At 62.0% G+C, this 22,652-nt stretch carries 29 protein-coding genes; 22 read left to right on the top strand and 7 right to left on the bottom strand.

The window, feature by feature from the left end; genetic code table 11:
- Positions 1–29: 29 nt before the first annotated feature.
- The 4 genes from LDP01_RS10740 to LDP01_RS10725 all read left to right on the top strand — a co-directional run bounded on the left by LDP01_RS10740 (position 30) and on the right by LDP01_RS10725 (position 2,747).
- Positions 30–917, top strand: coding sequence for a carbohydrate ABC transporter permease (locus LDP01_RS10740; RefSeq protein ID WP_224091168.1), 888 nt, complete (start codon positions 30–32; stop codon positions 915–917).
- Complete coding sequence (locus LDP01_RS10735; protein ID WP_224088974.1) at positions 914–1,774, top strand: carbohydrate ABC transporter permease; 861 nt, start codon at positions 914–916, stop codon at positions 1,772–1,774. The genes LDP01_RS10740 and LDP01_RS10735 overlap by 4 nt, the downstream gene beginning before the upstream one ends.
- A gap of 63 nt (positions 1,775–1,837) precedes the next feature.
- Positions 1,838–2,461 (top strand): nucleoside hydrolase, encoded by a 624-nt coding sequence (locus tag LDP01_RS10730; RefSeq protein WP_224088973.1) that lies wholly within the window; start codon positions 1,838–1,840, stop codon positions 2,459–2,461.
- A 100-nt stretch (positions 2,462–2,561) separates the two neighbouring features.
- Positions 2,562–2,747 carry a hypothetical protein gene (locus LDP01_RS10725; protein ID WP_224088972.1) on the top strand — a complete coding sequence of 62 codons (186 nt, stop codon included), beginning with the start codon at positions 2,562–2,564 and terminating at the stop codon, positions 2,745–2,747.
- Positions 2,748–2,842: 95 nt separating this feature from the next.
- Here LDP01_RS10725 and LDP01_RS10720 read toward each other — a convergent pair whose 3' ends face one another.
- The 3 genes from LDP01_RS10720 to LDP01_RS10710 all read right to left on the bottom strand — a co-directional run bounded on the left by LDP01_RS10720 (position 2,843) and on the right by LDP01_RS10710 (position 7,037).
- Complete coding sequence (locus LDP01_RS10720) at positions 2,843–3,424, bottom strand: nucleoside/nucleotide kinase family protein (protein ID WP_224088971.1); 582 nt, start codon at positions 3,422–3,424, stop codon at positions 2,843–2,845.
- A gap of 88 nt (positions 3,425–3,512) precedes the next feature.
- Complete coding sequence (locus LDP01_RS10715; protein ID WP_224088970.1) at positions 3,513–5,588, bottom strand: CoA transferase; 2,076 nt, start codon at positions 5,586–5,588, stop codon at positions 3,513–3,515.
- A gap of 54 nt (positions 5,589–5,642) precedes the next feature.
- The gene (locus LDP01_RS10710) at positions 5,643–7,037 is read right to left on the bottom strand and encodes an SLC13 family permease (protein ID WP_224088969.1); all 1,395 of its coding nucleotides are present in this window, start codon (positions 7,035–7,037) and stop codon (positions 5,643–5,645) included.
- A gap of 112 nt (positions 7,038–7,149) precedes the next feature.
- On the opposite strand from LDP01_RS10710, the gene LDP01_RS10705 reads away from it, so the two are divergent.
- The 11 genes from LDP01_RS10705 to LDP01_RS10655 all read left to right on the top strand — a co-directional run bounded on the left by LDP01_RS10705 (position 7,150) and on the right by LDP01_RS10655 (position 14,117).
- On the top strand, positions 7,150–7,914 hold the full coding sequence (locus tag LDP01_RS10705; RefSeq protein WP_224088968.1) for an IclR family transcriptional regulator: 765 nt from the start codon (positions 7,150–7,152) through the stop codon (positions 7,912–7,914).
- A gap of 230 nt (positions 7,915–8,144) precedes the next feature.
- The gene (locus LDP01_RS10700; RefSeq protein WP_216926527.1) at positions 8,145–8,303 is read left to right on the top strand and encodes a hypothetical protein; all 159 of its coding nucleotides are present in this window, start codon (positions 8,145–8,147) and stop codon (positions 8,301–8,303) included.
- Positions 8,300–8,563 (top strand): hypothetical protein, encoded by a 264-nt coding sequence (locus LDP01_RS10695; protein ID WP_224088967.1) that lies wholly within the window; start codon positions 8,300–8,302, stop codon positions 8,561–8,563. The genes LDP01_RS10700 and LDP01_RS10695 overlap by 4 nt, the downstream gene beginning before the upstream one ends.
- 113 nt (positions 8,564–8,676) lie before the next feature.
- On the top strand, positions 8,677–8,880 hold the full coding sequence (locus LDP01_RS10690) for a hypothetical protein (RefSeq protein ID WP_224088966.1): 204 nt from the start codon (positions 8,677–8,679) through the stop codon (positions 8,878–8,880).
- Entirely contained in the window at positions 8,877–9,377 is a 501-nt protein-coding gene (locus LDP01_RS10685) for a hypothetical protein (RefSeq protein ID WP_224088964.1), read from the top strand. The genes LDP01_RS10690 and LDP01_RS10685 overlap by 4 nt, the downstream gene beginning before the upstream one ends.
- Complete coding sequence (locus LDP01_RS10680; RefSeq protein ID WP_224088961.1) at positions 9,374–10,603, top strand: Nramp family divalent metal transporter; 1,230 nt, start codon at positions 9,374–9,376, stop codon at positions 10,601–10,603. Before LDP01_RS10685 ends, LDP01_RS10680 begins: the two co-directional genes overlap by 4 nt.
- Positions 10,600–11,028, top strand: a complete 429-nt coding sequence (locus LDP01_RS10675) for a hypothetical protein (protein WP_224088959.1) — start codon at positions 10,600–10,602, stop codon at positions 11,026–11,028. The genes LDP01_RS10680 and LDP01_RS10675 overlap by 4 nt, the downstream gene beginning before the upstream one ends.
- Entirely contained in the window at positions 11,015–11,350 is a 336-nt protein-coding gene (locus LDP01_RS10670; RefSeq protein ID WP_224088957.1) for a PRC-barrel domain-containing protein, read from the top strand. The genes LDP01_RS10675 and LDP01_RS10670 overlap by 14 nt, the downstream gene beginning before the upstream one ends.
- A 126-nt stretch (positions 11,351–11,476) precedes the next feature.
- Positions 11,477–11,848: a hypothetical protein gene (locus tag LDP01_RS10665; protein WP_224088955.1), complete on the top strand. Its 372-nt coding sequence runs from the start codon at positions 11,477–11,479 to the stop codon at positions 11,846–11,848.
- A gap of 158 nt (positions 11,849–12,006) precedes the next feature.
- Positions 12,007–12,492, top strand: coding sequence for an SRPBCC family protein (locus LDP01_RS10660; RefSeq protein ID WP_224088953.1), 486 nt, complete (start codon positions 12,007–12,009; stop codon positions 12,490–12,492).
- Positions 12,493–12,587: 95 nt separating this feature from the next.
- Positions 12,588–14,117 carry a CYTH and CHAD domain-containing protein gene (locus tag LDP01_RS10655; RefSeq protein ID WP_224088952.1) on the top strand — a complete coding sequence of 510 codons (1,530 nt, stop codon included), beginning with the start codon at positions 12,588–12,590 and terminating at the stop codon, positions 14,115–14,117.
- A gap of 6 nt (positions 14,118–14,123) precedes the next feature.
- Here LDP01_RS10655 and LDP01_RS10650 read toward each other — a convergent pair whose 3' ends face one another.
- A complete protein-coding gene (locus LDP01_RS10650; protein WP_224088951.1) occupies positions 14,124–14,960 on the bottom strand; it encodes an alpha/beta fold hydrolase in 837 nt (278 codons plus the stop codon).
- A 179-nt stretch (positions 14,961–15,139) separates the two neighbouring features.
- Between LDP01_RS10650 and LDP01_RS10645 the strand changes: the two genes are divergently transcribed.
- The 4 genes from LDP01_RS10645 (at position 15,140) to LDP01_RS10630 (ending at position 18,161) form a co-directional block, all read left to right on the top strand.
- Positions 15,140–16,189 carry an AvrD family protein gene (locus LDP01_RS10645; protein WP_224088950.1) on the top strand — a complete coding sequence of 350 codons (1,050 nt, stop codon included), beginning with the start codon at positions 15,140–15,142 and terminating at the stop codon, positions 16,187–16,189.
- Positions 16,190–17,161 carry a beta-ketoacyl-ACP synthase III gene (locus tag LDP01_RS10640; RefSeq protein ID WP_224088949.1) on the top strand — a complete coding sequence of 324 codons (972 nt, stop codon included), beginning with the start codon at positions 16,190–16,192 and terminating at the stop codon, positions 17,159–17,161.
- 88 nt (positions 17,162–17,249) lie between these two features.
- Positions 17,250–17,495 carry an acyl carrier protein gene (locus LDP01_RS10635; protein ID WP_224088948.1) on the top strand — a complete coding sequence of 82 codons (246 nt, stop codon included), beginning with the start codon at positions 17,250–17,252 and terminating at the stop codon, positions 17,493–17,495.
- A 54-nt stretch (positions 17,496–17,549) separates the two neighbouring features.
- Positions 17,550–18,161, top strand: a complete 612-nt coding sequence (locus LDP01_RS10630; RefSeq protein WP_224088947.1) for a flavodoxin family protein — start codon at positions 17,550–17,552, stop codon at positions 18,159–18,161.
- 75 nt (positions 18,162–18,236) lie between these two features.
- Here the strand turns inward: LDP01_RS10630 and LDP01_RS10625 are convergent, their stop codons facing one another.
- The 3 genes from LDP01_RS10625 to LDP01_RS10615 form a co-directional block, all read right to left on the bottom strand.
- Positions 18,237–18,857, bottom strand: a complete 621-nt coding sequence (locus LDP01_RS10625; RefSeq protein ID WP_224088946.1) for a thioesterase II family protein — start codon at positions 18,855–18,857, stop codon at positions 18,237–18,239.
- Positions 18,858–18,873: 16 nt separating this feature from the next.
- The gene (locus LDP01_RS10620; protein WP_223934520.1) at positions 18,874–19,281 is read right to left on the bottom strand and encodes a winged helix-turn-helix transcriptional regulator; all 408 of its coding nucleotides are present in this window, start codon (positions 19,279–19,281) and stop codon (positions 18,874–18,876) included.
- 78 nt (positions 19,282–19,359) lie between these two features.
- The gene (locus LDP01_RS10615) at positions 19,360–20,010 is read right to left on the bottom strand and encodes an HAD family hydrolase (protein WP_224088945.1); all 651 of its coding nucleotides are present in this window, start codon (positions 20,008–20,010) and stop codon (positions 19,360–19,362) included.
- A gap of 167 nt (positions 20,011–20,177) precedes the next feature.
- On the opposite strand from LDP01_RS10615, the gene LDP01_RS10610 reads away from it, so the two are divergent.
- From LDP01_RS10610 to LDP01_RS10600, 3 genes are all read left to right on the top strand, one after another.
- Complete coding sequence (locus LDP01_RS10610) at positions 20,178–20,855, top strand: FMN-dependent NADH-azoreductase (RefSeq protein ID WP_224088943.1); 678 nt, start codon at positions 20,178–20,180, stop codon at positions 20,853–20,855.
- Positions 20,856–20,864: 9 nt separating this feature from the next.
- Entirely contained in the window at positions 20,865–21,569 is a 705-nt protein-coding gene (locus tag LDP01_RS10605) for an AAA family ATPase (protein ID WP_224088942.1), read from the top strand.
- A gap of 115 nt (positions 21,570–21,684) precedes the next feature.
- Positions 21,685–22,587 (top strand): helix-turn-helix transcriptional regulator, encoded by a 903-nt coding sequence (locus LDP01_RS10600; RefSeq protein ID WP_224088941.1) that lies wholly within the window; start codon positions 21,685–21,687, stop codon positions 22,585–22,587.
- Positions 22,588–22,652: the final 65 nt, after the last annotated feature.

The following is a 22,652-nucleotide window of genomic DNA, read 5'->3' as shown; positions in this document are numbered from 1 at the left end:
CACCTGCAACGCAGCATCGAGCCGTGGCTATGCGTCCGTCCCGTCGCAGGAGGCGTGCATCGTTGGTGGCAGTAGCGGGCGCCTTCCTGGCCCCGGCTTTGATCAGCCTGATAGTGCTTCGTCTTGCACCCGCGGGCGTGGCCCTGTGGGAGAGCCTGTTCCGGGAAAGCTTTCTGCGCGGCGGAACAGTCTTTGTGGGCTTTGAGAACTATGCAGATCTCTTTGGCAATGCAGACTTCAACAACGCCCTCTTAGTGACGCTCGTCTTTTCGGCAATCGTGAACCCTCTCCAGATTGCTGTGTCGTTCTTGCTTGCTGTTCTCTACACCCGCAAGGCTGCCGGCGCGAAGGTCTGGCGCTCCCTGGTTGTCCTTCCCATAGCAGTCCCTCCTGCAGTTTCTGCGGTTGTGTGGAGCGTAATCTACCGGCCGGACGGCCTGGGCAATTCATTCCTGGACCTTCTGGGACTTCCGGCGCAGCCGTTCCTGACCTCGCCGCAGCAGTCGCTGGCTTCCATCATGGTGCTCTTGAGCTGGATCGGGGTCGGCTATTGGATGCTGTTCCTGATCGCCGGTATCAACGATGTTCCCAACGAACTCTACGAGGCCGCATCCATTGATGGAGCTTCGGCCTGGCGGAAGCTCTGGTCCGTCACGTTCCCCTTGGTCCGCCGACCTCTTGCCTTCGTCCTGGTTGCCGACACCGTTTCCAACTTCCTGATTTTCGCGCCCGTCCAAATACTCACCAAGGGCGGTCCGTCAGGTTCGAGCAACCTGCTCATGTATGACATCTACACCCGGGCCTACACCCTCGGGGATCTTAGTAAAGCCCAAGCGGAAGTGATCATTCTCGTGTTACTGACCCTCGCCGTCGTTGCTGTGCAATTCCGGCTGCTTCGGAGCTCTGATGCGGCATGAGCGCGGCAGCCGCAACCAAAGCTCCGGGCCGCCGGACCGTTGGCTACATCGCGCTGAGTGTCCTGGGCGCCTGCGTTGGGCTGTTGTTCCTGATCCCGCTCTGGTGGACGTTCGTTAATTCGCTCCGGCCCGGCGGCGATACGTTCCGTTACCTCAACCCCTTGCAATGGGAGACGTTCTTCACCCTGACGCCGAACCTGGACAACTATGCCGAGCTGCTGCGCAGCAACCTGGGGTTGGCCATGCTGAACTCGGTTTTCGTCAGTGCGGCCACGGTGGTGATCGGCCTCGTGATTTGTTCCATGGCAGCGTTCGCCCTGGCTGCCATTCCGTTCCGTGGAAGCGGCGCCGTCTTTGTGGTGGTTGTCGTGAGCTTCCTGATCCCGTTCGACGCCATCGCAATTCCCTTGGCGGATCTCTTCCGTGACTGGAACCTGCAGAACACCTATGCCGGGCTCATCCTTCCCGGTCTGGGCAACGGCATGGCGATCTTCCTGTTGCGCACGTTCTTCCTTGCCATCCCCAAGGATCTCGTGGAGGCAGGCCGGTTGGACGGGTTGGGGTGGTGGGGCATCTTCCGGCGGATCTATCTGCCGCTATCGGTTCCGTCCCTCATTGGTGCTGGTCTGACGCTCTTCCTCTTCCAATGGCAGTCCTACGTTTGGCCGTTGCTCAATGGCACGGACGAGCAGCACATCCTGGGTCCTATCGCCCTGTCCAATCTCCAAGGCCAGTTCAACGTGGACTACGGCGTCATGTTCGCTGGATCGATAGTCCTGACAGTGATTCCACTCGCCATCATCATTGGGTTCCAGCGCTTCTTCATCCAGTCCGTCACCACCACCGGGCTCAAGTAACTCCCTATCAACCACCTCGGCATGGCACAGCCCTGCCCGAATTAATCTACAGAAGGAACAACCATGGGTGCTCAGCACCGCATCATTCTTGACACTGACATTGGATCCGACGTCGACGACGCACTGGCTTTGGCCCTGATCTTTGGCTCGCCCGAGGCTGAACTCCTTGGCGTCACTACCGTGTATGGCGACACACTGCTGCGGGCGCGTCTCGCAAAGCGGTTCGGCAAACTGTCAGGCCGGGATATCGCCGTATATCAAGGAATTGCCAGTCCGAAGTCAGGCCGCGAAGTGTGGTGGCCCGGCCACGAGGGTTCCCTGCATGAAGGACTTCCGCAGGAAATCATCGAGTCCGAGGACGCTGTCGCGTATCTCGTGCGGGAAGTCGCCAACCATCCCGGCGAGATCGATGTGATGGCAATCGGACCCCTAACGAACATCGCAGCGGCCCTTGAAGCTGATCCAGCATTCGAGCGCAATGTGCGGCATCTGTGGATCATGGGCGGAGCGTTCGGCACGGGCGAGACCGAGCACAATTTCCGCAGTGATGACCAAGCAGCTCGGACCGTTTTCGCATCCTCCCTCAACATCACCGTCACCGGCCTTGAAGTGACCCGCCAAGTGGAGATGCGCCGGGACCAGCTCGAACTGATCGCTGCGGGCCGGCCCGCTGGGAGAAGCGCTTGACGCCGATATCCGGCAATGGTGGGCGTTCTGGAACGAGGAATGGAATGTCCCGCACGACCCCATCACAGTCCTGACGTTGCTTCGCCCGGAGCTCTTCGAAGTGTCCGCACCCGGTACTGTCGCGATCACGTGCGACGGCGATTCGGCGGGCTTGAGCACGTTCACCCCTGATCCCGAGGGCAGGGTTCGCTGCGTCACCACCATCGACGCGCAAGCAGTCGCGAACGAAATCAGCACCAGAATCGTCAAGGCGGGCAGGCTGCTGCACGACGTCGAAACGCCGTAGGCCGCCCACGGCATTCCTTCCAGGAGAACCCAACTGAGTCGCAGCTGAGCGCGTTTTGACGGCTCTAAACGCGCTCTAATGCGACTCAGTTGGGTTCAAACCCGGACGGTTTCCTTCGCGGAGATCACCTGGTTCAGCTGGGCGAGCGTGTCCTCTGGCGTTCCGTTGGCGTCAACCCGCATGAAGTCGTCGAACTCGGGCAGGGAGCCGTAAGCAGTTCGGAACGCTTCCAGGTCTGCCAACTCTTCATGATCGGTACCGCGCGCCATGATCCGTCGTTGGGCACACCGCGGGTCAACCTCGAAGTGGACTACGAGGTCCGGGGCCGGGAGCTTTTCCTGCAGCCACGGGAGGAACCAGCCCCGCCTCAATCCAGCCGCGAGGCGCAGGGCCAGTTGGCAGTGCAGGTGCCTGTCCATGACCACCAAGCCGTCGAACCGCAGGGCTCGGGTATGCGAAACAAGGACGTTGACCACGCGGATGCAGGTCTCTACAAAATCGGCACCGCGTGGCGGCAACTTCCACCCAAATCGCTCCGCAACGAGCGACATCCGTCTGCGTGCAGCATGGTTGCTAAGCAGCAGCGCGTTGTGCCCCTCAGCGCGAGCCGAGTCCACCAAGGCGCGGGCCGCCGTCGTCTTTCCTGAGCCGTCTATTCCTGTCAGAACAATGAGCATGGGGCCTCCCGTCGTCTCTCTTCCAACGGAGGGGAGGCCGGTGGTGTGCCCTGATTGAGGCATAGATCACTTCCCGGGCAATGCCCGTTCACCCAAAGGGCCGCCAAGTAAACCGGGGTTGCTCCCGATTCAGGAACGCGCTGATGCCGATCTCCATGTCAGGGCTGTCAGGCATAGCGGACCAGGCGGCGGCCCACTCCTGATCGATGTCCGTTTGCCCGTCCGAGGCATCCAGGTCCACCAACCGCTTCATGGAATGCATCGAGAAGCGCGAACGGTTCCGCAGCGACCCGAGAAGCGCCTCGCACTGTTGCTCAAAGGAAACGGAAGGAACGACGTCGGCCACCAAACCCAGCGCTTGGGCTTGGTCCGCAGTGAATGTTTGCCCAGTAAGGAGGATGTATTTGGCGTTGGCGTGCCCCACCAGCCGGACCAACCGTTCAATGCCCGGGCGCGGGTAGATGATGCCGATCTTGGCCGGAGTCAGCCCGAAGACTGCGCGCTGGTTGGCGATGATGAAGTCGCACGCTGAGGCGATCTGCCATGCTCCGCCCATGCAGGCGCCATCCACCAAGGCGACAGTGGGCTTGGAAAGCGATGCAATGGCGTGATCGGCCAGGCTGAGATGGTCAACAACGGACCCGTCCGGCTGGGGGTCCAACAGCACTGAGGAGAGTTCCTTGATGGAAGCCCCTGCGCAGAAAGTGTCGCCCGCACCGCGCAGAGCTACCACGGCAACATCGGGATCGGCGTCGAGCCGGGGCATCAGCTCCTGTACTTCCAAGCACATTGCCTTTGTTAGGGCATTGCGCTGGGCAGGGTTGCAGATTTCCACGGTAGCGATGCCATCAGCCACGGAAACCGCTATGCGGCCCACACGGCTGGCATGGGAAACACGGCCCGCGGAAACACGGGAAGCTTGGGAAACTGTGCTCATCGCCGTGCTCCAATCTTGGCCGGAGCCGAGGCAGGCCCCGCACAGAACGCGGCCCTCGCGCTCAAGCCGCGTGACGTCGTCGTAGGTCATTCCCAGCTCCATGAGTACTTCGGTGGTGTGTTCGCCAAGCAGCGGCGGGGGCGACACGATCTCGCTGGCCTCGCCGTCCAGGCTCAGCGGTCCGCGTAGGAGGGGCAGCTCAGAGCCGTCCCGCCGCTGGCCGTGTTGGACAAGGCCCAGCGCGGCGACCTGTTCGGAGGCCAGGGCTTGCGTGTAGTCGTAGATGGGGCCGCAGGGGATTCCCGCCTGGCTGATCAGCGGCACCCATTCGTCTGCCGGTTTGACCACCAAGGAAGCTTCGATGAGTTCGCTAAGCTGCTGCCTGTTCGCCGAGCGGTCCGCCCCGGTGATGAAGCGGGGATCCTCCACAGCCTTGGGAATATCCAGCAGGCTACAGAATGCCTTCCACTGTTTGTCGCTGCCCACAGCGATGTTGATGGATTCGGTGGCGGTGGAAAACTTGCCGTAGGGGGCGATGACGGGATGGTTGTTGCCCTGCGCTGTGGGCGCTTCCTTAAGGCTGAGCGCCTGCTGTCCCTGGAAGGCGGACAGGTTCAGTGCCGTCTCCAGAAGGGAGGTGGACACTTTGCCAACGCGCTCACCATTGCGGACTCCGAGCAGCGCTGCGAGGATCCCAAACGCGCACACCATTCCGGAGGTGACGTCCACGATCGGTATCCCCACGCGGTAGGTTTCACCGTGGCCCGGCCCAGTGACCGACATCAGCCCGGACATCCCTTGGATGACCTGATCCAGGCCGGCGTCGTCTTTGAGGGGCCCGGTGTTGCCGAACCCGGTGACGGATCCCACTACAAGCCCGGGATTGAGTTCTTCCAACCGCGAAGGGGCGAACCCCATTTTCGCCAAGGTGCCGGGCTTGAAGTTCTCCACCAGGACGTCGGCTCCGGCTATCAGCGTGGAGAGGATGTCGCGTCCCTCTGCTGAGTAGAAATCAACGCAAACCGAGGTCTTGTTCCGGTTCACGGAATCGAAGTACAGGCTGTGGCCATCCTGGAAGGGCGGCCATTGACGGGCGGTATCGCCGCCGTTGATGCTTTCGACCTTGATGATCCTGGCGCCCATGTCGGCCAGGAGTGCGGTGCAGTAGGGTCCCGCGAGGGCTCGGCTGAGATCGACCACGGTGATTCCGCGGAGTGGTTTGAGCATTGTGGGCACCTTTCGTGCGTAGGAAATCTGGAGAAGCCTGAGTGGGCGGGAAGGCTAGAGGCTGGAAGGAATCACCAAGGCGCCGACCAGCAGGAGTGGCCCGACCACCACCATGGACAGGCCCCAACGGGTAAGGAGCCTGGTGACACGGGGCCGCTCGTCTGCATCGACGGTGGCCACGAAGGTGGCGCCGACGGTCGAGAACGGTGAGACGTCCACGATCGAAGAACACACGCCCAGTGCGGCGATGACGGCCCACCCGGCAATGTCTCCGGAAGCCACAAGCGGAAGGGCCAAGGGAACCAGCGCCGCCAGCATCCCGGTGGTGGAGGCGAACGCGGAGATGAGTCCGCCGATCCCGCAGATCACCAGTGCGGCCAGCAGGGGAGTCCCGACGGCGCCCGCTGCTTCGCCGAGCATCGCGACGGCTCCCATGGTCTGAAGGACTCCGACGAACGTGATGATCCCACCAACCAGCAACACCGTGGACCAGTCGATCTTGGCCACTGCCGATTTGCCGGATTGCGGATCGCAAAGGGTGAGGACCGAGGCGAATGCGAAGCAGAGAACGCCGATGTCCGGATTTGAGCCCAGGACCGACATGAGGATGACCGTGACAACCAGCCCTGCCATGCACAGCACTGTGATGATTTGGTTGCGGTTGAGCTTTGAGGCCGACGCCGGTACTTCCGACGCCGGTACCTCCGACGCCGCGGCCGCGTCAAGGACCTGGACGGCTGCTTGCTTCCCTCGGGCGATGTTGCCTTCGCGCTCAAAGGGGTGCGACGGCGTCGGGCGGCTTGCCCTGAAGGATGGCAGCTGGGTGCCGAAACCGTCAGCGGTACGCGTGTTGAGAAGCCTGAACCCACCGAACATGACGTAAGCGGCGGCCAGCAGAAGGAGATTGGTTCCCAGTGCGACGCTGAAGAGGACCAGGGGATCAAGGTCAATCCCTGCCGCACGGGCTGTGCCGTAGGTGACAATGCCGAACAAGCTGGTGGGGGCGAAGCCGCCTGCGCTCAAACCGGATCCAATGGCGATCCCCATCAGCATGCGGTCGATGCCATAGCGTTTGGCAAGCGGCATGCCAATGGGTGCCATGACCAGGCCTGCCAAGGGGGAGCCCATGGCCGATATGCCGATGGTGAGCGCGAAAAAGGCGATGGGAAGAAAGAACGCCCGGTCACCCACTTTGGTGATGGCCAGCTCGATGATGCGGTCGATCGTTCCGTTGGCCTGGGCGATCGAGAAGAAATACGTGACTCCTACCAGCAGGACGAGGATCCCGATGGGGAACCCCGCCACCACTTTGTCGATGGTCATTCCAGCCATCCAAATGCCAACGCCCGCAGCCGCTGCGAACATGAGCACGCCAATGTGCACTTTGCGCAGGGTTGCCAGGACAAAGACGCCTACAAAGATGGCGAGGGCAGCTATTTGTTGTTCCAAGACCCGTTCTCCAATCAAACATCGTCGGTTCACTGGATGAACCAATGGTTCATTTTGGGAAATCGCCTGTACCGTAGGTCATAAGAAAGTGAGCGGTCAAGGGGGAGTGTGAATGAGTACGCAGAGTGTGGTCACGGCTATCCGGGTTCTTGAAGCCGTATCGGACAACCAGCCGGCAGGCCTGTCGGAGCTGAGCCGTGAGGTGGACGTCCCCAAGGCTACGGTCCTTCGCATGCTCAGGACCCTGGCGGAACTGGGATGGGTGGCGCAGTCTGAAGCGCAGGCCGGAAAGTGGGTGCTGACCAACCATGCTTTCGCCGTGGCCAGCCGGGGCAGCAGCGGCTCGGTTATCCGCGACGCCGCCATGGGCCCCCTGAATGCATTGCAGCTGGACACCACGGAGACTGTCCACCTCGCGGTTCCGGACCGCGGGTACATGCTCATCATCGAACGCCTCGACACGCCCCATGTCCTGCGGGCTTTCCTGCCGCTGGGATCCCGCTTGCCGATGCACGCGTCCTCCACCGGAATTGCCTATTTGTCCGCTGCTGAGGACGAAATCGTGGATGATTATCTGGCCACGCCCCTTGAAGCCTTAACGCCGCAAACGGTGGTGGACCCGGCGCAGCTCCGGGCCATGATCGCGGAAACCCGTGCACGCGGATACTCCATCAATGAGCAGGGCCTCAGTACGGGAATCACCTCAATCGGGGTTCCCTTGTTGGGGCCAGGCGGTGTGGCGGCAGGATCAATCTCCATTTCCGGGCCGTCAAGCAGGATCGTGCCTGCCAAGTATCAGGAATACGGAGAGGCCGCCGCGGGTACTGCGCGGGAGATCAGCCAGGCACTTGGAGCTTTTTCGGCGAAGAGGTACTAAGTTTCCTGTTGAAATACTTCGCCGGAACACAATGCGCGCCTATCATGATGCTGTGCACGTGCTTCGAGGGCGGCGGTTCTGTTTGAACTGTTGTCATTTGGGGTAAGTACGGAATAAGGAGAGAACATTTCTCCGTTCGGTGCCCGTTGCTTTGGGGTGGAGCTCCAATTGGAGTCCCAGCGGACGCCTTCCTAACTGGACAAATTTGTTTGAAGGGATGCGTAGCTTAGATGAACACACTATTGGTGATTGCCGGCGTCATTGCGATCGTGCTGCTGCTTGTTGGCGGTTTTAACCAGGCCCTGAGTTTCCTGCTGTGGGTAGGAATTATCTTGCTGGTCCTGGCGCTCATTGGCTGGGTTCTGGGCCGGGGCCGGTCGCGCGTATGACAACTGATCCAACCGAAGTTGCCGGCTTCAGTCAGGTGCACGATGGGATCACGACGCCAGGTCATCCGATCCCGCGCGATCTTGGGGCGCCCGACTCCAGCGATCAGGTACCTGTTGGCGACGCATCCGGGGAAGGTTCGGAAGATGCCGCCGATGCCGAGGGAAATGAATCAGCGAATCCACCCGGGCCGGCAGAAGAAAAAGATGAGCGGACCGCAGACGATCGCGGTTTGACTACCGAAACCAATCCTTCGGATTGACATGGGTTTTGCGGTCGCGGCCAGGGAAGGGATCCCGGGCCCGACCGCGCCCTTTGGTCACCCAGCCAGTACTAATAGCTGGGCAGTAATTCCGTTTATCGATTGGGGAAGAAATGCGAATCGGTTCAATTATTGGGCTGTTCGTAGTTGTGTGGCTCGTCATTGGAGCAATAGCGGCCGGCCAACGCGGCTATTACAACGCCCCACCCGCGCAGTGTTCGCAGTTTGCGACCATCGCCCTGAATATTGTGGCCGGGCCCCTTAATTACACAGGCATGGATCCACAAGCCGGTTGCCAGGTTCCGCAGCCATCGTGAGCCGGTACGGCAAGCGCCTGACGACGATTCTTCTGGCTCTGGCGGTACTCGCCGGAGCGCTGACGGCATGCTCACAACGTCCTTCCCCGGAGGCGCTTAAGGGACCAGCCAAGGACGTCTTCTCTGCCGTCCAGGCCACTACCCTGGCGGTGGAAATCAGGATCAAGAACAGCACGACGGCGGCTGCCGGCTCTACTGCTGCAGATGACATGTTGGGCGAGGTCGAGTCCGCAACCGATGAAGTTGAAGGTTTCAGCGCTCCCACGGAGGAGGAAAAGTCGCTCCGTGATGACATGTTGGCATCCTTCGCCACAGTCTCGCGCGCCTTGCTGCATGCACGCGACGCGTTGACGGCTCCTGCCGGTAGCCCGCAACCCAGCGGCCCCGAACAGGGGCAATCGGGTTCAGGCGAGAATGGCCTGCCCCAAGTCCTGGCCGAACTGCGCAGTGCAACGGACCAGCTCAAAGCCCTCATGACCAAGGCCGGCATCCAGTGAAGCGGCTCCTCGGCGTTGCACTGGGCATCCTGACTGCAATCGGGGGCTTCGTAGACATCGGGGATTTGGTGACCAACGCCGTAGTAGGCTCCCGCTTTGGACTTTCCTTGGCGTGGGTGGTGGTGGTCGGCGTCGTCGGAATCTGCCTTTTTGCCAACATGTCAGGACGGGTGGCAGCGGTATCCGGCCGGGCTACGTTCGAGGTGATTCGCGAACGCATGGGACCGCGCGCCGGACTGGCCAACCTTGGCGCTTCCTTCCTGATCAACCTGATGACGGTCACCGCCGAGATCGGCGGCATCGCTCTGGCCCTGCAGTTGGCCAGCGGCGTGGCCTACCTGCTCTGGGTCCCCGTCGCGCTGCTGGCCGTGTGGCTGGTGATTTGGCGCGTGAAGTTCAAAATCATGGAGAACGTCACTGGTCTCCTGGGACTCTCCTTGGTGGTCTTTGCAGTGGCGCTTTTCCTGCTCAAGCCCGATTGGGGTGTCCTGGCCACCCAAGCGTTCACGCCGTCGGTGCCTCAGGAGGAAGGCGCTGGCGTGTATTGGTACTTTGCCATCGCTCTCTTCGGTGCTGCCATGACCCCCTACGAGGTCTTCTTCTTTTCCTCGGGCGCTGTGGAGGAACGGTGGAAGGTCAAGGATCTGCTCCAGGCCCGAATGAACGTTCTGCTCGGTTTCCCGCTGGGCGGGTTCCTTTCCGTGGCAATCGCCGCGTGCGCCGCCGTCGTTCTCCTGCCTGCGGGAATCAGCGTCACCACGCTTTCGCAAGTGGCTTTGCCCGTTGCCCTGGCCGGAGGCCAACTTGCCTTGGCCGTGCTGATTGTGGGCCTTGTGGCCGCCACCTTCGGTGCGGCGCTGGAGACTACGCTGTCCAGCGGCTACACGTTGGCGCAGTTCTTTGGATGGTCTTGGGGAAAGTTCCGGCGCCCGGCGCAGGCTGCCAGGTTCCATATGTCTATGATCGTGGTCCTTCTGGCGGGTGCCGCTGTCCTCGCCACTGGCGTAGACCCCATCCTGGTCACTGAGTACTCCGTGGTGTTCTCCGCGATCGCGCTGCCTCTGACCTATTTACCGATCCTGATTGTCGCGAACGATCCCCAATACATGGGTGAGCACGTCAACAACAGGGCCGTGAACATCGCCGGGTTGGTCTATTTGGTGATTATCCTGGCCGCGTCCTTGGCTGCCATTCCACTCATGATCATTACCGGAGCAGGCGCATGAGTACCGCTAAACGCAGGAAGATCCAGCCGCATGAAATCAGGCCTGCGCCGCGTCCGGCAGGGTTGGTCCTGGACGCGCAGCTGCACTTGCTGGACCGGCAGGTGTTGGACGTCGACGGCGTACCCGTCACCACTGTCGACGACCTCGAGTTGAGTGGCCCCGCACCTGACGAGCCCATTCCCGAAGGTGCTTCACCGCCGAGCATTACGGCACTGCTGACAGGTCCGGTACTGGGCACGCGGATCTTCGGCGGCAGGCCGCCGTCGAACAGGTTGATCCGTATTCCATGGGACGTCGTGTCCGGCGTCGACACCGTCATCTCGGTTGGGGTGCGTTCGGACTCACTCGACGCGTCGTGGGTGGAGCGGTGGCTTCGGACCCATGTGATCGGGCGGATCCCGGGAGGTAGCCATGATCCTGACTGACATGCTGGGCAGCGAGGTGGTGGATAGCAGTGGTGACCGGCTGGGAGAGGTTTCAGACGTCCGCTTCGCCCTGGATTCGGCGCCTACCCAGCTCCTGAGCCAAGCCCGCGTGGTGGGCATCATTGTGAGTCCACGGACGGCGTCGTCTTTCCTTGGCTATGAACGGCAAGGTATGACGCAGCCGTGGCCAGTGGCGCAGCTCCTGCGTTGGTGGCATCGGGGATCGTTCCTGGTGCTGTGGGAGGACATCGCAATGATGGGTTCACGGGAGGTGGTGCTTCGTCCGGACTTCGTGGCTTATGAATCGGGGCTGCCACGATAGCGCCTCAAGCATGAAATTGCTAAGTTTGCTGACTAATTTCTTCAAAGCATGGACACGTCGCCAACCGTCCTTATAGGTTCGAAGTGTTCCATTAACACGTTCCACCGCACGGAAAGGACAGGTCACATGGACAAGCAGAACGCCACGCCAGAAGAGGAAGCGGGGGGCTACGGCACCCCCACAGCAGAGCAGGAAGCGGGCGGATCGCAGGCACAGCCCCGCGTGGAAGAGGACCTCAGCGAAGCCGGCCTGAGCGAGGACAGCCCTGATGGCGAAACATACGCAACCGGCGCACCAAACCTCAGCCATTTGGATCCTGAGGACTCGGACAGCGCAGGCGAACCTGGCGCCGGCCGCTTCGGTGGCATCGACGAACAGTCCCATGCCGAGCAGAATCTGGACCAGCCTACAGACTCCCTGGCCGATGGCAGCGGCAATGATCTGCCCCGGGACCAGTCACCCAAGGACGACGACGAAGAGAACTTCGACGCAGGTTAGGCCGTAACCCCGGCGCGCCCATAAGACAGGCGCGCCACCGGTTATGCAGCCAGCCGGCTGGCGCGCCGCCGGCACTGCCCGGCTCAAAAGAGTCCGGCACTTTAGAGCGCAGTACATACAACGCACTACAAGAAGACACATCGAAGGAGCGACACCTTATGGCTACCGTCAATAAGTCAGTTGAAGTAGATGTACCCGTGTCCGTTGCCTACAACCAGTGGACGCAGTTCGAGACTTTTCCTGAGTTCATGAATGGCGTGGAGTCCGTGCAGCAGATCGACGACACAGCCCTCCACTTCGCAACGAACGTGGGCGGCGTGAAGCGCGAATACAACGCCCAGATCATCGAGCAGGTGCCTGATGCATTAGTCAGCTGGGCGAGCGTGGACGGCCCGCGCAATGCGGGAACCGTGACGTTTGAACCGTTGGACGCGGGGCACACACGCGTCAATGTAGAGATCGAATGGGAGCCGGACACCCTCGCGGAAAAGGCCGGCTCGGCAGTGGGAGCTGACAGTTTGCGCGTGGGCGCGGACCTGGACAAGTTCAAGAAGTTCATCGAGGCCCAAGGCCATGAGACCGGAGCCTGGCGTGGCACAGTATCCGGTGGTGATGTGGACGAAGGCGGAGGAGCATTGGTTTAAAGGGTTCGTGTAAGCCCCATACCGGTGGAGGTCGGCCAGCGAACGGGCCGGCCTCCATGGGTGCTACGAAGAACAGGCTCCAGTGAGGAGAAGTGATGGCTACGTCCAGCAACGTAGAGGCAGAGCGGAAGTTCGACGTCGATCCTTCCACGCCGCTTCCCACGCTTGACAGGATCGACGGCGTTGCCCGCGTGGGAGAGCCAGTCACCCATAGCCTGGAGGCGGTCTATTTCGACACGAATGACCTCGCGCTTGCGGCCCGTGGAATCACGTTGCGGCGCAGGACAGGAGGCCCCGACGCCGGTTGGCACCTCAAGCTTCCCCACAGCCCGGGACGTCGCACCGAAATCCATGCACCCTTGGGCCAGGCCGATACAGTGCCGGTGGAACTCATGGACCGGATCCTTGCCTACACGCGCGGACACGCAGTCATGGCAATCGCCACACTCAACACCGAACGCACCAGCTACCCCCTCTACAAGGACGACGGCGGCCGGGTTGCGGAGTTCGTGGATGACCACGTGCGGGCACGTGTGTCGCTGGGGAACGCCCATGAACAACAATGGCGCGAATGGGAAGTGGAACTTAACGGCAGCGGGCCCGCGGACAACGGCGACGACATTTTGGATGCCGTGGCAAGCCAGCTCACTGGCGCCGGGGCAAGCCCCAGCGGGCGGTCGTCCAAACTGGCAACAGCCCTGGGAGATTCCTGGCCGCGTGCAAAGGGGTCCGGCCGCGAGGTCGCCAGCGGCAAGGGACCGGCCGTGGTACCTGTCCTGAACTACCTCGACGCCCAACTGGCCAAGTTGCTCTTGCAGGACGCGCATGTGCGGATGAACCGTGACGATTCCGTCCATCAGATGCGCTCACTGACCCGCCGGATCCGTTCGGTGCTCCATAGTTACCGCAAGCTTTTCAAGGGTTCCCCGGTTCGGGAACTTGAGCTTGAGCTGAAATCGTTGGCTCGGACTCTTGGACGCTACCGGGATGTAGAGGTCCTTCATGAGCGGCTCCGAAAGGATGTGGACGAACTGCCAATGAAGATGGTCTTGGGTCCTCTCCACGCTGAACTGGATGAACGGATGAACGTTCGGAGGGACACGGCGATGGCAGCAATCAGGACCCGGCTCAACAGCCCCCGCTATTTCCGGCTCCTGGATGGGCTCGAAGCGTTCCTGGACTCTCCCGCAATTGCACCGCAAGGAACCGGGCCGGCACGCAAGACCACAGCCAAGCTCGTTAACAAAGCGGGCAAACGCCTCGCCAAACGCCACGATGCAGCGGTGGGTGCCGCCGTCGGGCCTTCACGTGACTCTGCGTTTCACAACGTCCGCAAGACTGCCAAGAAGCTGCGCTTTGCCGCGGCCACCGCTGAAAGTGTCCACGGGAAGCGCGCCGCAAAGCTCGCGGACGCTGCCCATGATGTCCAGACCATTTTGGGTGAACATCAGGACAGCGCCATGGCCCGTGCCGAGCTTTTGAAGCTGGGGTCTGCCTCCGGTGCCAGTAACAGCGCTTTCACCTACGGTCTGCTCCATGCCGCAGAACGCGCAAAGGCCGACGCCGCGCAGCAGGAGTACCTGCGTAGCGGCAGGAAAGCCAGGAAGCTCCGCCTCAAAAAGTAGGAGTTGCTACTTCTTCAGGAACGCCAGCAAGGCCTCGTTGATCTCGGCGCCGTGCGTCCACAACAGACCGTGGGGAGCACCCTCGATCTCCTGGTAATCGGCGCTGGGCAGCGCCTTCTTGAAGCGCCGCCCGGTGACGTCGATGGGAAGGATGTTGTCCGCGGTGCCGTGGACGATCAGCGCTGGAACATCGATCTTGGGGATGTCCGCGCGGAAGTCAGTCAGCCACGTGGGCTGGGCGGCTGCGGAAGCAAACGCGCCCGACTGGCTGGCAAGGTTCCAGCTGGCGTCCACGGATTCCTGGCTGAGCCGCTCTGTCCCCAGGAAGGCATCGCTGTTGTAGAAGTTCTTGAAGAAGTCGGTGAAGAAGGCGTACCGGTCGGCCTTCACGGCCTGGGACAGGCCATCGAAGACATCCTGGGGAACACCGTCCGGGTTGTCATCGGTCTTCAGGAGGAATGGTTCCAACGATGCGAGGAATACAGCCTTTGCCACCCGGGCGGAGCCGTAGGTGCTGATGTAGCGTGCAACCTCGCCGGTGCCCATGGAGAAACCAACCAACACGGCATCGTTCAGGTCCAGGGTTTCCAGGAGGGTCTTGAGGTCCGCGGCAAAGGTGTCATAGTCGTAGCCCACCGTGGGCTTGCTCGACTTACCGAAACCCCGGCGGTCATAGGTGATAACGCGGTAGCCGGCATCCAGCAGGGCAGCAGTTTGCTTCTCCCACGATGAACCATCCAGCGGGTAGCCGTGGATAAGGACCACTGGCTGGCCCGTCCCATGGTCCTCGTAATAAAGCTCGATCCCGGTGCTGTTTTCGTTTCCGACGGTGATGTAAGCCAAAACTCAAGTCCCTTCGATGCGGTTCTACACGAACGTTCCCAGCCTACTGTCCGGGCTGGGAGAGACACGCCCACAGCGGTGAGGGTGGTGTTCCCACCACCACCATCCACGGACACTGGTTGCGGTCGGCTGCGCGATGGATTCTAGGATCACCGCCGATGACGATCCTAGGAATACCCATGCCACTTGCCCTGCACTCCAGCACCCGGAGTTACACCTCCATCGACGAACTCCTGGGCGATGGTCGCGGTCGGTTCTTCAGCCACGGCTACAAGACCACCAACCCCAGGCTGCGGGAACTCCGCGTAAACCACACGGTCTCCGAATCCACGCTCACTGCCCGCGCAGCCCTTGGCGTTGAAGGTACGTGGTCCATGAAGGGGAACTCGGAGCAAACCCCGCACCTTGGCACCACGGATGTCCTTGTTTTGGCTGCCAGGATGGCGGAGGCTTTGTTGGCCAGCCGGTATTCTCCCGGGCTGTTGCCTGCCGCCTACCTGGCGTCGGTGACCATTTCGGGTGGCAGTGAGCCTGTTGAAGGTGCGCTGGGCGATCTCGAATGCCGGGCGACGCTGCAGGACCTGGGACACGCTTCGGTCCTTCGCTGCTCTGTTGCGTCCATGACCGCCTTACTGGAAGTGGCCCATGAGCACGCCGAGCTCGGGCTGGCGTCAGTCCAGTCTCCGTCGGAGGAAGCTTTGGTGGGTGACGCCGGCACGCGCCTCTACGGTGGGCTGTGGGCAGAACGGCAGGTCTCGCTGCTGGACGTGGTCCTGGATCCCGGTGAAGGAACGGCCAGTGCGCAGCTCTCATTCCGCCAGCAGCCCTCCCAGCAGCCCTCACTGGGCCGAAGCCTGGATGACCGCCGCGGGCTGGAGGCCGCCTACCCGCAGACGCTGTCCGCCGTCGAGTACTTTGTTGCCTCGCTGCAGCTGGGACAGGTACTCCTGTACCGGCTCGATTCCATGGACCGCGCGGACAGCAACACCTTGTGGATGCGCAAAACCCGCATCACTCTCAACGGCTCCTGCCCGAGGAATGGGGGCGGGCAGGGGACCGGTCTGGCAGTGCGGCTGCACAAGAGCCGGTTGATCGAAAAGGACGGCGGATGGTGGCGCTGCGCTGATGTCGTAGGAACGTTCGACGGCGGCGAAGTAGTTTGCAGCGTTGCCCACCAACTGCCGTCCCAGGTTGCGGCAGTAAGCGCTGCCGTAGGGGATAGGAAATGAGTGCGGCATCCGCCGTTGTCCGCGGGCCTGGGCGGAGCACTGCCACGGAAGGTGGTCACCAACGAGCACCTGTCTGCTGTCATGGATACTTCGGACGAATGGATCAGGCGCAGGACAGGCATCGCCGAGCGCCGCCACTCTGACGAAACGGAAAGCACCAGCGTGCTGGCAACGACGGCGGGTCGGCGGGCGTTGGCCAGTGCCGGCGTCGAATCTGCGCAGCTTTTGTTGGTGGCGACCTCGACGCCGGACAAGGTCTGCCCGGCCACGGCACCCAAGGTGGCGGCGAACCTGGGGTTGAAGGGCATTGCTGCCTTCGATGTGTCCGCAGTTTGCTCTGGATTTGTCTATGCCTTGACCACGGCCACCTGGGCTATCCGTTCGGGATCCGTGGACTCGGCACTGGTGATCGGGGCGGACACCTTTACCCGCTTGCTCGATCCGGGGGACCGGACCACCTCGGTGATCTTCGGGGACGGAGCGGGCGCGGCTTACTTGTCCGCTGGAACAGCAGACGAACCCGGGGCCATCAAGGCGTCAACGCTGCACTCCGATGGCGAGGGCGAAACGCTCATCCACGTGCCGGAAGGCCCTGGTTCATTCTTTGAAATGCAGGGCAAAGAAGTGTTCGCGCAGGCAGTCGCAGCGATGTCCGGTTCTGTGGAAACAGTGCTCGCAAGCGCTGGTTGGGCTGCCGGCGATGTGGATTCCTTGATTGCGCACCAGGCGAACCTCCGGATCCTGAACACCGTTGCTTCGGTGACCGGCATTCCGGCATCCAAGGCTGAGGTCCATCTGGACAGGGTAGGCAATACCTCAGCCGCATCCATCCCGTTGGCCATGACCGACGCAGGAACCAAAGGCCACAGGAGCCCCGGAGACAAGGTGGTCCTGACTGCCTTTGGCGGAGGGACTACCTGGGGAGCCGTTGCCATGACCTGGCCATCGATCTCGGTTGTCGACCCGCACTAGGGCCGGACACCGATTCCTGCCGGCCGGGGTGCCTGCAGGACCACTGTGGCGCCGGCCAACCCGGGCCACCTGTAAAAGGGGGAAGCAAATGGAAATTACAGCAATGGACGTCGTAGGGGCGATTGGGTCCACCATGGACGAGCTCGGCCACATGGGACCAGACGACTCGTTCGCCGACCTTGACATCGATTCATTGTCACTCGTTGAAGCCGCCGTGATCCTTAGCAACAAATTCGGTGTTCGCGTGGATGAATTCGAGCTCGCCGAGGCAGGCAGCGCCCGCGCCGCAGCAAGCATGGTCACGGAAAAGCTGGCCCTGCAGCCCGCCATCTAGTCACACCATCACACGTAGACGCACGACCACAGAGAACAAACAGGAAGGACACTGATGGCCACTCCGGCGATTGCAGTTGTTTATTATTCAGGCTCGGGCCACACCAAGGTCCTGGCAGACGCAGTGGTTTCCGCTGCCGCCGCCACCGGAGCCACAACGGCTCTCCTTCGCGTGGATGACCTGACCCAGGAATCCTGGGATTTCATCGACCAGGCAGATGCGATCATTTTCGGCGCCCCTACCTACATGGGCACCGCGCCATCGGCATTCCATGCTTTCGCCGAGAAGACCGCAGGCCGCTGGGCCGTGCAGAAATGGCACAACAAGCTGGGGGCTGGCTTCACCAATGCCGCCTGCAAGGCCGGCGACAAGAATTCCACCCTGGACTACTTCTCCACTTTCGCAGCCCAGCACGGCATGAACTGGATCAACCTGGGCCTTCTCCCGGGATGGAAGAGCACCAAGGGCACGGAAAACGATCTCAACCGCTTTGGCTACTTCAACGGTGCCGCCGCCCAGACATTCTCGGACGTCGGTGTCGAAGGCGTTCATCCCGCAGACATCGCTACCGCAGAGCACCTGGGGCGGCGCGTTGCGCAAATGGCCGCGATATTCGCTGCCGGCAAGACCGCCCTTGACCGCGAACTCGTGAGCGCGGGAGCCTAGGGCTTTCTCGTTCACTGCCACGGAAAACGCCTGACGCTGCCCATATCCGGGCGTCGCCGGGCGTTTTCCGTGGCGCTAAAGTGTTTCGGTGTGAACGCTGGCGTCCGACAGGGTGGCTGCCACAATCGCCCTGACCTTCGGGTTTCCTATATGGAACAGATGGCCCCCACCGACTACCTCGATCAATCGTGGCTTCTGCGCGCACCAATCCGCCCAGCGCCGTGACTCCGAAGCCGTAACCACAGGATCATCAGGGCTGTAGAGGACCGTGGCCGGCACCTTCAACTGGCGGGCGGGCAGCCTCTCGGGATAGCTGTCCAACAATTCCAGGTCCTCAAGCAGTACTTCCCGGGCCCGCTCGGAGTGGGCGCCGGCAGCGGCTGCCGCGGCAGCGCCGGCGTCGTACATTCCCGACGGCGGCCGCGCGGCTGCCAGGAACACGTGCAGCACCCGCCCGGTGTCCTGAAGCCGAAGGGCGGCCTCGAAGGCGAGCACGGCGCCCATGCTGTGGCCATAGAGCGCCAACTGCCCCGACTGCGAGCTTGCGATTCGATCGGCCATGGCGGCCGCGGCGGCACCAACGGAACGGAAATCCCTGCCGCGGTATCCGAGCTTGGTGACGTGCACGCCGTCAAAACGCCAGCCCGCAAAACTGGCCGTGGTTCCGCCCGCGTGGTGCAGGCAAAACAGGTGCATTTCCGGTGTCCCGGCGCTAGTTGAAAGCGAGCCGGTGGCGGTCGTGTTCCATGCGGGAGGCGGCGACGTCGTCCATGTGTTCCTCGGCCCACTCCTTCATCTCGAAGATGATCCGCAGCAGCGAATGTCCGCGCGGAGTGAGTTCGTAGTCAGTTCGCACGGGGACGGAGACGGTCACATGCCGTAAGACCAGTCCATCCCGTTCAAGCGAGCGGAGGGTGGAGGTCAACATTTTCTGGCTAGCGCCGGGTATCCGTTTGCGGAGGTCGCTGTGGCGCTGCTGCCCGTCCTCCAGCGCGAGCATCACCAAGGTGACCCACTTGCTGCTGATGGCCTCAAGCAGCTGTCGTGCCGGGCAAAGATCCAGGGAAGCGTTGTAGTGCTTCCGGGCCTTCATGCGTTTCTGTTCAGCCGTGAGAGTCATATCCCCAATACTTTCCTCATCAAGTGGACTGCTTGCCACAGCATACTTGGGGGTTGTTGCAGGTGGGGAACCGGTGACTCAAACCTTAACCGGGGTGACCAGCAGCGATTCTCCGGCCAAGGCCATGAAAGGAAGGTCCGAACTGTGGTCCCCGTAGGCGAAACTGCCTGACAGGTCCACCGAGAACGCTGCAGCGTGTGCTGCCACGGCCCGCGCTTTGGCGTCGGCTACCAGGGCCTCCACGATGTCGCCGGTATAGATGCCATTGGCGGTAGTCGGGAACGTGCACAGCAGCTCAAGGTGGGGCCACCGCCGTCGAACACGTACCAAAGCCGGCTCGAACGACGCCGTGACGGCCACGATGCGCCGTCCCTCCGCGATGTGTTTGTCCAGGAGGGAAGCCACGGGTTCCAGGAAGGCCCAGCTATCCGGTGACGAGGCCTGGAAATCTGCCCAGCGCTCGCCGAGTTCCTGGACTTCGCTCACGCTGCGGCCCCGCCACCAGCTGAAGTATCGGGCGTTTGTCACGGAGCGCGGTACGCCATTCCTGGCTGCGGCCCGCAGGCCCTCAAGGAAGTCCTCCGCTTCGGCTTGGCGGGAGTAGCCGGCGTCGAAGCGGAGGAACTCGAAAATGGTGTTGTAGGCGGTGACGGTGCCGTCGATGTCTGTGTAGGCGGCCTGGGACGTGCCGCTGCTTTGGCCCGTGATGGGGCTTCCGGATTCTTCCACAGGAAGAATCCTAGGGACCGCTCCGGCAATGTGAAGCCTTCCAGGTGAGGGCACTTTGAGGTGCCCTAGGCACAAAAAAGTGCGTTCTTACGCTGCACCCGGCAGCCGGGTGAGGATCGAATACGGGGCACAAAGCGTCCCCGCAGCAAAGCCTCGAAAGGAAGCCAATGCCTACCATCCTCCACATCAACGCTTCTCCCCGCTACGCCAACAGCGACTCCCTGCGGTTGGCCCGGCACTTTATCGACTCCGTCCAGGCTGCCGGTCCGGAGAGCTTTGAGCTGGAGACCCTGAACTTGTTCGACGACGGTGCGTTGCCTGTTTTCGGTCGGATCGCGGCCGCCGCCAAGATGGCTGTCTTCACCGGACAGGACCAGACGCCGGAGCAGGTTGCCGCCTGGGAATCCGCACGCGCTGTGTTTGATCAGTTCGCTGCAGCCGACGCGTATGTCTTCAACATCCCCATGTGGAACTCGGGCGTCCCCTACGTGCTGAAGCAGTGGATCGACATCATCACCCAGCCCGGCTGGAGCTTCGGATTTGACCCGGAGCAGGGCTACCGCGGCCTCATGGAGGGCAAGCAGGCTCTGGCGATCCACACGAGCGGGGTTTACGCTCCGGGTGTTCCGGCCGCTTTCGGCTCCGACTTCAGCAGCACCTTCTTCGCTGACTGGCTGAACTTTGTGGGCATCCAGGACGCAACCCACGTTCGCTTCGCTCCCACGGTCCTCAATGGCGACGTCGATGGCACCCGCCAGGTTGCAGAAGCGGACCTGAGCGACGCTGCAATCGAATTCGCCGGCAAGCTCAGCGCCGCGGGCACCCTCCAGCTCGTCAACGACTAGGGGTTCCTTGTGCGCATTGGCATTTCGGGCACCTATTCCTCGGGCAAGACGTTCACGTCCATGGCACTTTCCCACTACACCGGGTTGCCCCGCACCAGGGCCAGGACCATGCGGGAAATCCTGCCCGAGGCCGCCCCTGGCAAGACCCTTGAGGAATGCACCGCCGCGGAGCTCATCCAGATGATCGTGACCCGACATGTGGAGCGTGCAGTGTATGAAGACAAGCTCTCGGACGGTTTCATCTCCGACGGTTCATCGCTGCAGGAATGGATCTACGGGTCCGTGCGGGTTTCCCTCGGGCTGAACCCCAGTGCCTCAGCGCACCTGGCGGCGGGGGAGAGTGTGGAGAAGACTCCGGAACTGGCGTTCTTCGAAGAGGTGATGACCAGTCTGGGCAACAGCTTCAAGAGGCACGTCAAGAACTCCTTCGATGTGTTCGTGCACCTGAAGAACGAGCTTCCGCTCTCTGCTGACGGACACCGCCCGGTCAATGATCAATTCCGGAACATGTCGGATGAGATCCTGCAGAACACCATGGACGAGTTGGGCATCCCCTTCCACGTTGTGTCAGGTTCCGTGGAGGAACGCCTCCAGAAGATTGCTTCGCTCTTCAACCTGGAGCCGCGCATGAGTCCCCAGGACGCCACACGCCTGGCAGCCGAGGAATACGCGCAGTTGGACGTGCGCTCCGAACGGGAGCGGGTCTTGCAGTAACCAGATCCTGCAGGAACACGGAACATCCGTTTGGATCCTGCTCACCGGTTCGTCCGGCCGGCCCCCGCGTCACCGCGAAGGTCGGCCGGACGCTCGTCTTTTTACTGGAGACCCATTGCCTGCCGACCAGCCTCTTTCCCATCAAGCCCGCTCCAACCACGCCCGCCTTGGCGAGTTCTTTCGCACGCGCCGCGAGCAGACCCGTCCCCAGGATGTCGGGTTACCAGTCAGCCCACGACGCCGGACTCCCGGACTCAGGCGCGAAGAGGTGGCCGTCCTGGCCAATGTCGGCGTCTCCTGGTACACATGGCTGGAGCAGGGGCGGGCGATTGGGGCCTCGGAGGAAATCCTCGATGCCATTTCGAACGCACTGCGGCTGAGCCCGGAGGACCGGACGTACGTCCGGCGGCTCGCGTCCGCGCGTCGTTCAGGTCTGACCGGCAACAAGGACAGCGCGGCCGGTGGGCCGGCTTTGGGACAGGCTGCCGGCCACAACTTCGACGTAGGCGACGCCCAGCTCGCTCTGCTGCAGCAACTCGTGGATGCCATGGCGAATCCCAGCTACGTCGCGGACCCTTTTTGGACCGTCGTGGTCATGAATTCGACGGCCGCGGAAACCTTCGATACGCGTGTGGGCGAAAGCTGCCTCCAACGGTTCTTTACGGATCCCGAGCTTGCCCGGCCGCACGTGCACAAGGAGATGATGGCCCGCTCCATGGTGGCGCAGTTCCGTGCGCAATCAGCCAACTTCCCTGACGATCACCGTTTCGACGCCATGGCCCGGGGCCTGTGCCAGGTCTCGGAAGCTTTCCGCGAATTATGGGAGCGGCAAGTGGTTGGCGATTCGTACCATGTGGATGTTGTGTACGACCACCCGGCTGTGGGCCGCCTTAGCTTCGCTCCCATGGTGCTGGGTGTCCCGCAGTTCCCTGCCCTCCGTCTTTTCACGTACCTGCCCAAAAGCGGCACCGGAACGCAGACTGCCATGCAAGGTTTGAACAGGAAAGCAGTGGGCTGATTTTTCCTCTAGTTGCCCACAGCAACCAGACGTAAACTGGCCTTCGGTTCACTACGTTGGTTCGG

Origin of the sequence: Arthrobacter sp. StoSoilB13 (assembly GCF_019977255.1) — a bacterium.
GTDB lineage: Bacteria > Actinomycetota > Actinomycetes > Actinomycetales > Micrococcaceae > Arthrobacter.
The sequence above is the reverse complement of the archived record's forward strand: the minus strand, read 5'-3'. Positions and strand labels throughout refer to the sequence as shown.

Excerpts from the sequence above, each read along its gene's own strand:
- LDP01_RS10740 (WP_224091168.1), top strand. The coding sequence starts at position 30 with ATGCGTCCGTCCCGTCGCAGGAGGCGTGCATCGTTGGTGGCAGTAGCG.
- LDP01_RS10735 (WP_224088974.1), top strand. The coding sequence starts at position 914 with ATGAGCGCGGCAGCCGCAACCAAAGCTCCGGGCCGCCGGACCGTTGGC.
- LDP01_RS10730 (WP_224088973.1), top strand. The coding sequence starts at position 1,838 with ATGGGTGCTCAGCACCGCATCATTCTTGACACTGACATTGGATCCGAC.
- LDP01_RS10720 (WP_224088971.1), bottom strand. The coding sequence starts at position 3,424 with ATGCTCATTGTTCTGACAGGAATAGACGGCTCAGGAAAGACGACGGCG.
- LDP01_RS10715 (WP_224088970.1), bottom strand. The coding sequence starts at position 5,588 with ATGCTCAAACCACTCCGCGGAATCACCGTGGTCGATCTCAGCCGAGCC.
- LDP01_RS10705 (WP_224088968.1), top strand. The coding sequence starts at position 7,150 with ATGAGTACGCAGAGTGTGGTCACGGCTATCCGGGTTCTTGAAGCCGTA.
- LDP01_RS10700 (WP_216926527.1), top strand. The coding sequence starts at position 8,145 with ATGAACACACTATTGGTGATTGCCGGCGTCATTGCGATCGTGCTGCTG.
- LDP01_RS10695 (WP_224088967.1), top strand. The coding sequence starts at position 8,300 with ATGACAACTGATCCAACCGAAGTTGCCGGCTTCAGTCAGGTGCACGAT.
- LDP01_RS10690 (WP_224088966.1), top strand. The coding sequence starts at position 8,677 with ATGCGAATCGGTTCAATTATTGGGCTGTTCGTAGTTGTGTGGCTCGTC.
- LDP01_RS10675 (WP_224088959.1), top strand. The coding sequence starts at position 10,600 with ATGAGTACCGCTAAACGCAGGAAGATCCAGCCGCATGAAATCAGGCCT.
- LDP01_RS10670 (WP_224088957.1), top strand. The coding sequence starts at position 11,015 with ATGATCCTGACTGACATGCTGGGCAGCGAGGTGGTGGATAGCAGTGGT.
- LDP01_RS10665 (WP_224088955.1), top strand. The coding sequence starts at position 11,477 with ATGGACAAGCAGAACGCCACGCCAGAAGAGGAAGCGGGGGGCTACGGC.
- LDP01_RS10660 (WP_224088953.1), top strand. The coding sequence starts at position 12,007 with ATGGCTACCGTCAATAAGTCAGTTGAAGTAGATGTACCCGTGTCCGTT.
- LDP01_RS10655 (WP_224088952.1), top strand. The coding sequence starts at position 12,588 with ATGGCTACGTCCAGCAACGTAGAGGCAGAGCGGAAGTTCGACGTCGAT.
- LDP01_RS10645 (WP_224088950.1), top strand. The coding sequence starts at position 15,140 with ATGCCACTTGCCCTGCACTCCAGCACCCGGAGTTACACCTCCATCGAC.
- LDP01_RS10635 (WP_224088948.1), top strand. The coding sequence starts at position 17,250 with ATGGAAATTACAGCAATGGACGTCGTAGGGGCGATTGGGTCCACCATG.
- LDP01_RS10630 (WP_224088947.1), top strand. The coding sequence starts at position 17,550 with ATGGCCACTCCGGCGATTGCAGTTGTTTATTATTCAGGCTCGGGCCAC.
- LDP01_RS10625 (WP_224088946.1), bottom strand. The coding sequence starts at position 18,857 with ATGCACCTGTTTTGCCTGCACCACGCGGGCGGAACCACGGCCAGTTTT.
- LDP01_RS10620 (WP_223934520.1), bottom strand. The coding sequence starts at position 19,281 with ATGACTCTCACGGCTGAACAGAAACGCATGAAGGCCCGGAAGCACTAC.
- LDP01_RS10610 (WP_224088943.1), top strand. The coding sequence starts at position 20,178 with ATGCCTACCATCCTCCACATCAACGCTTCTCCCCGCTACGCCAACAGC.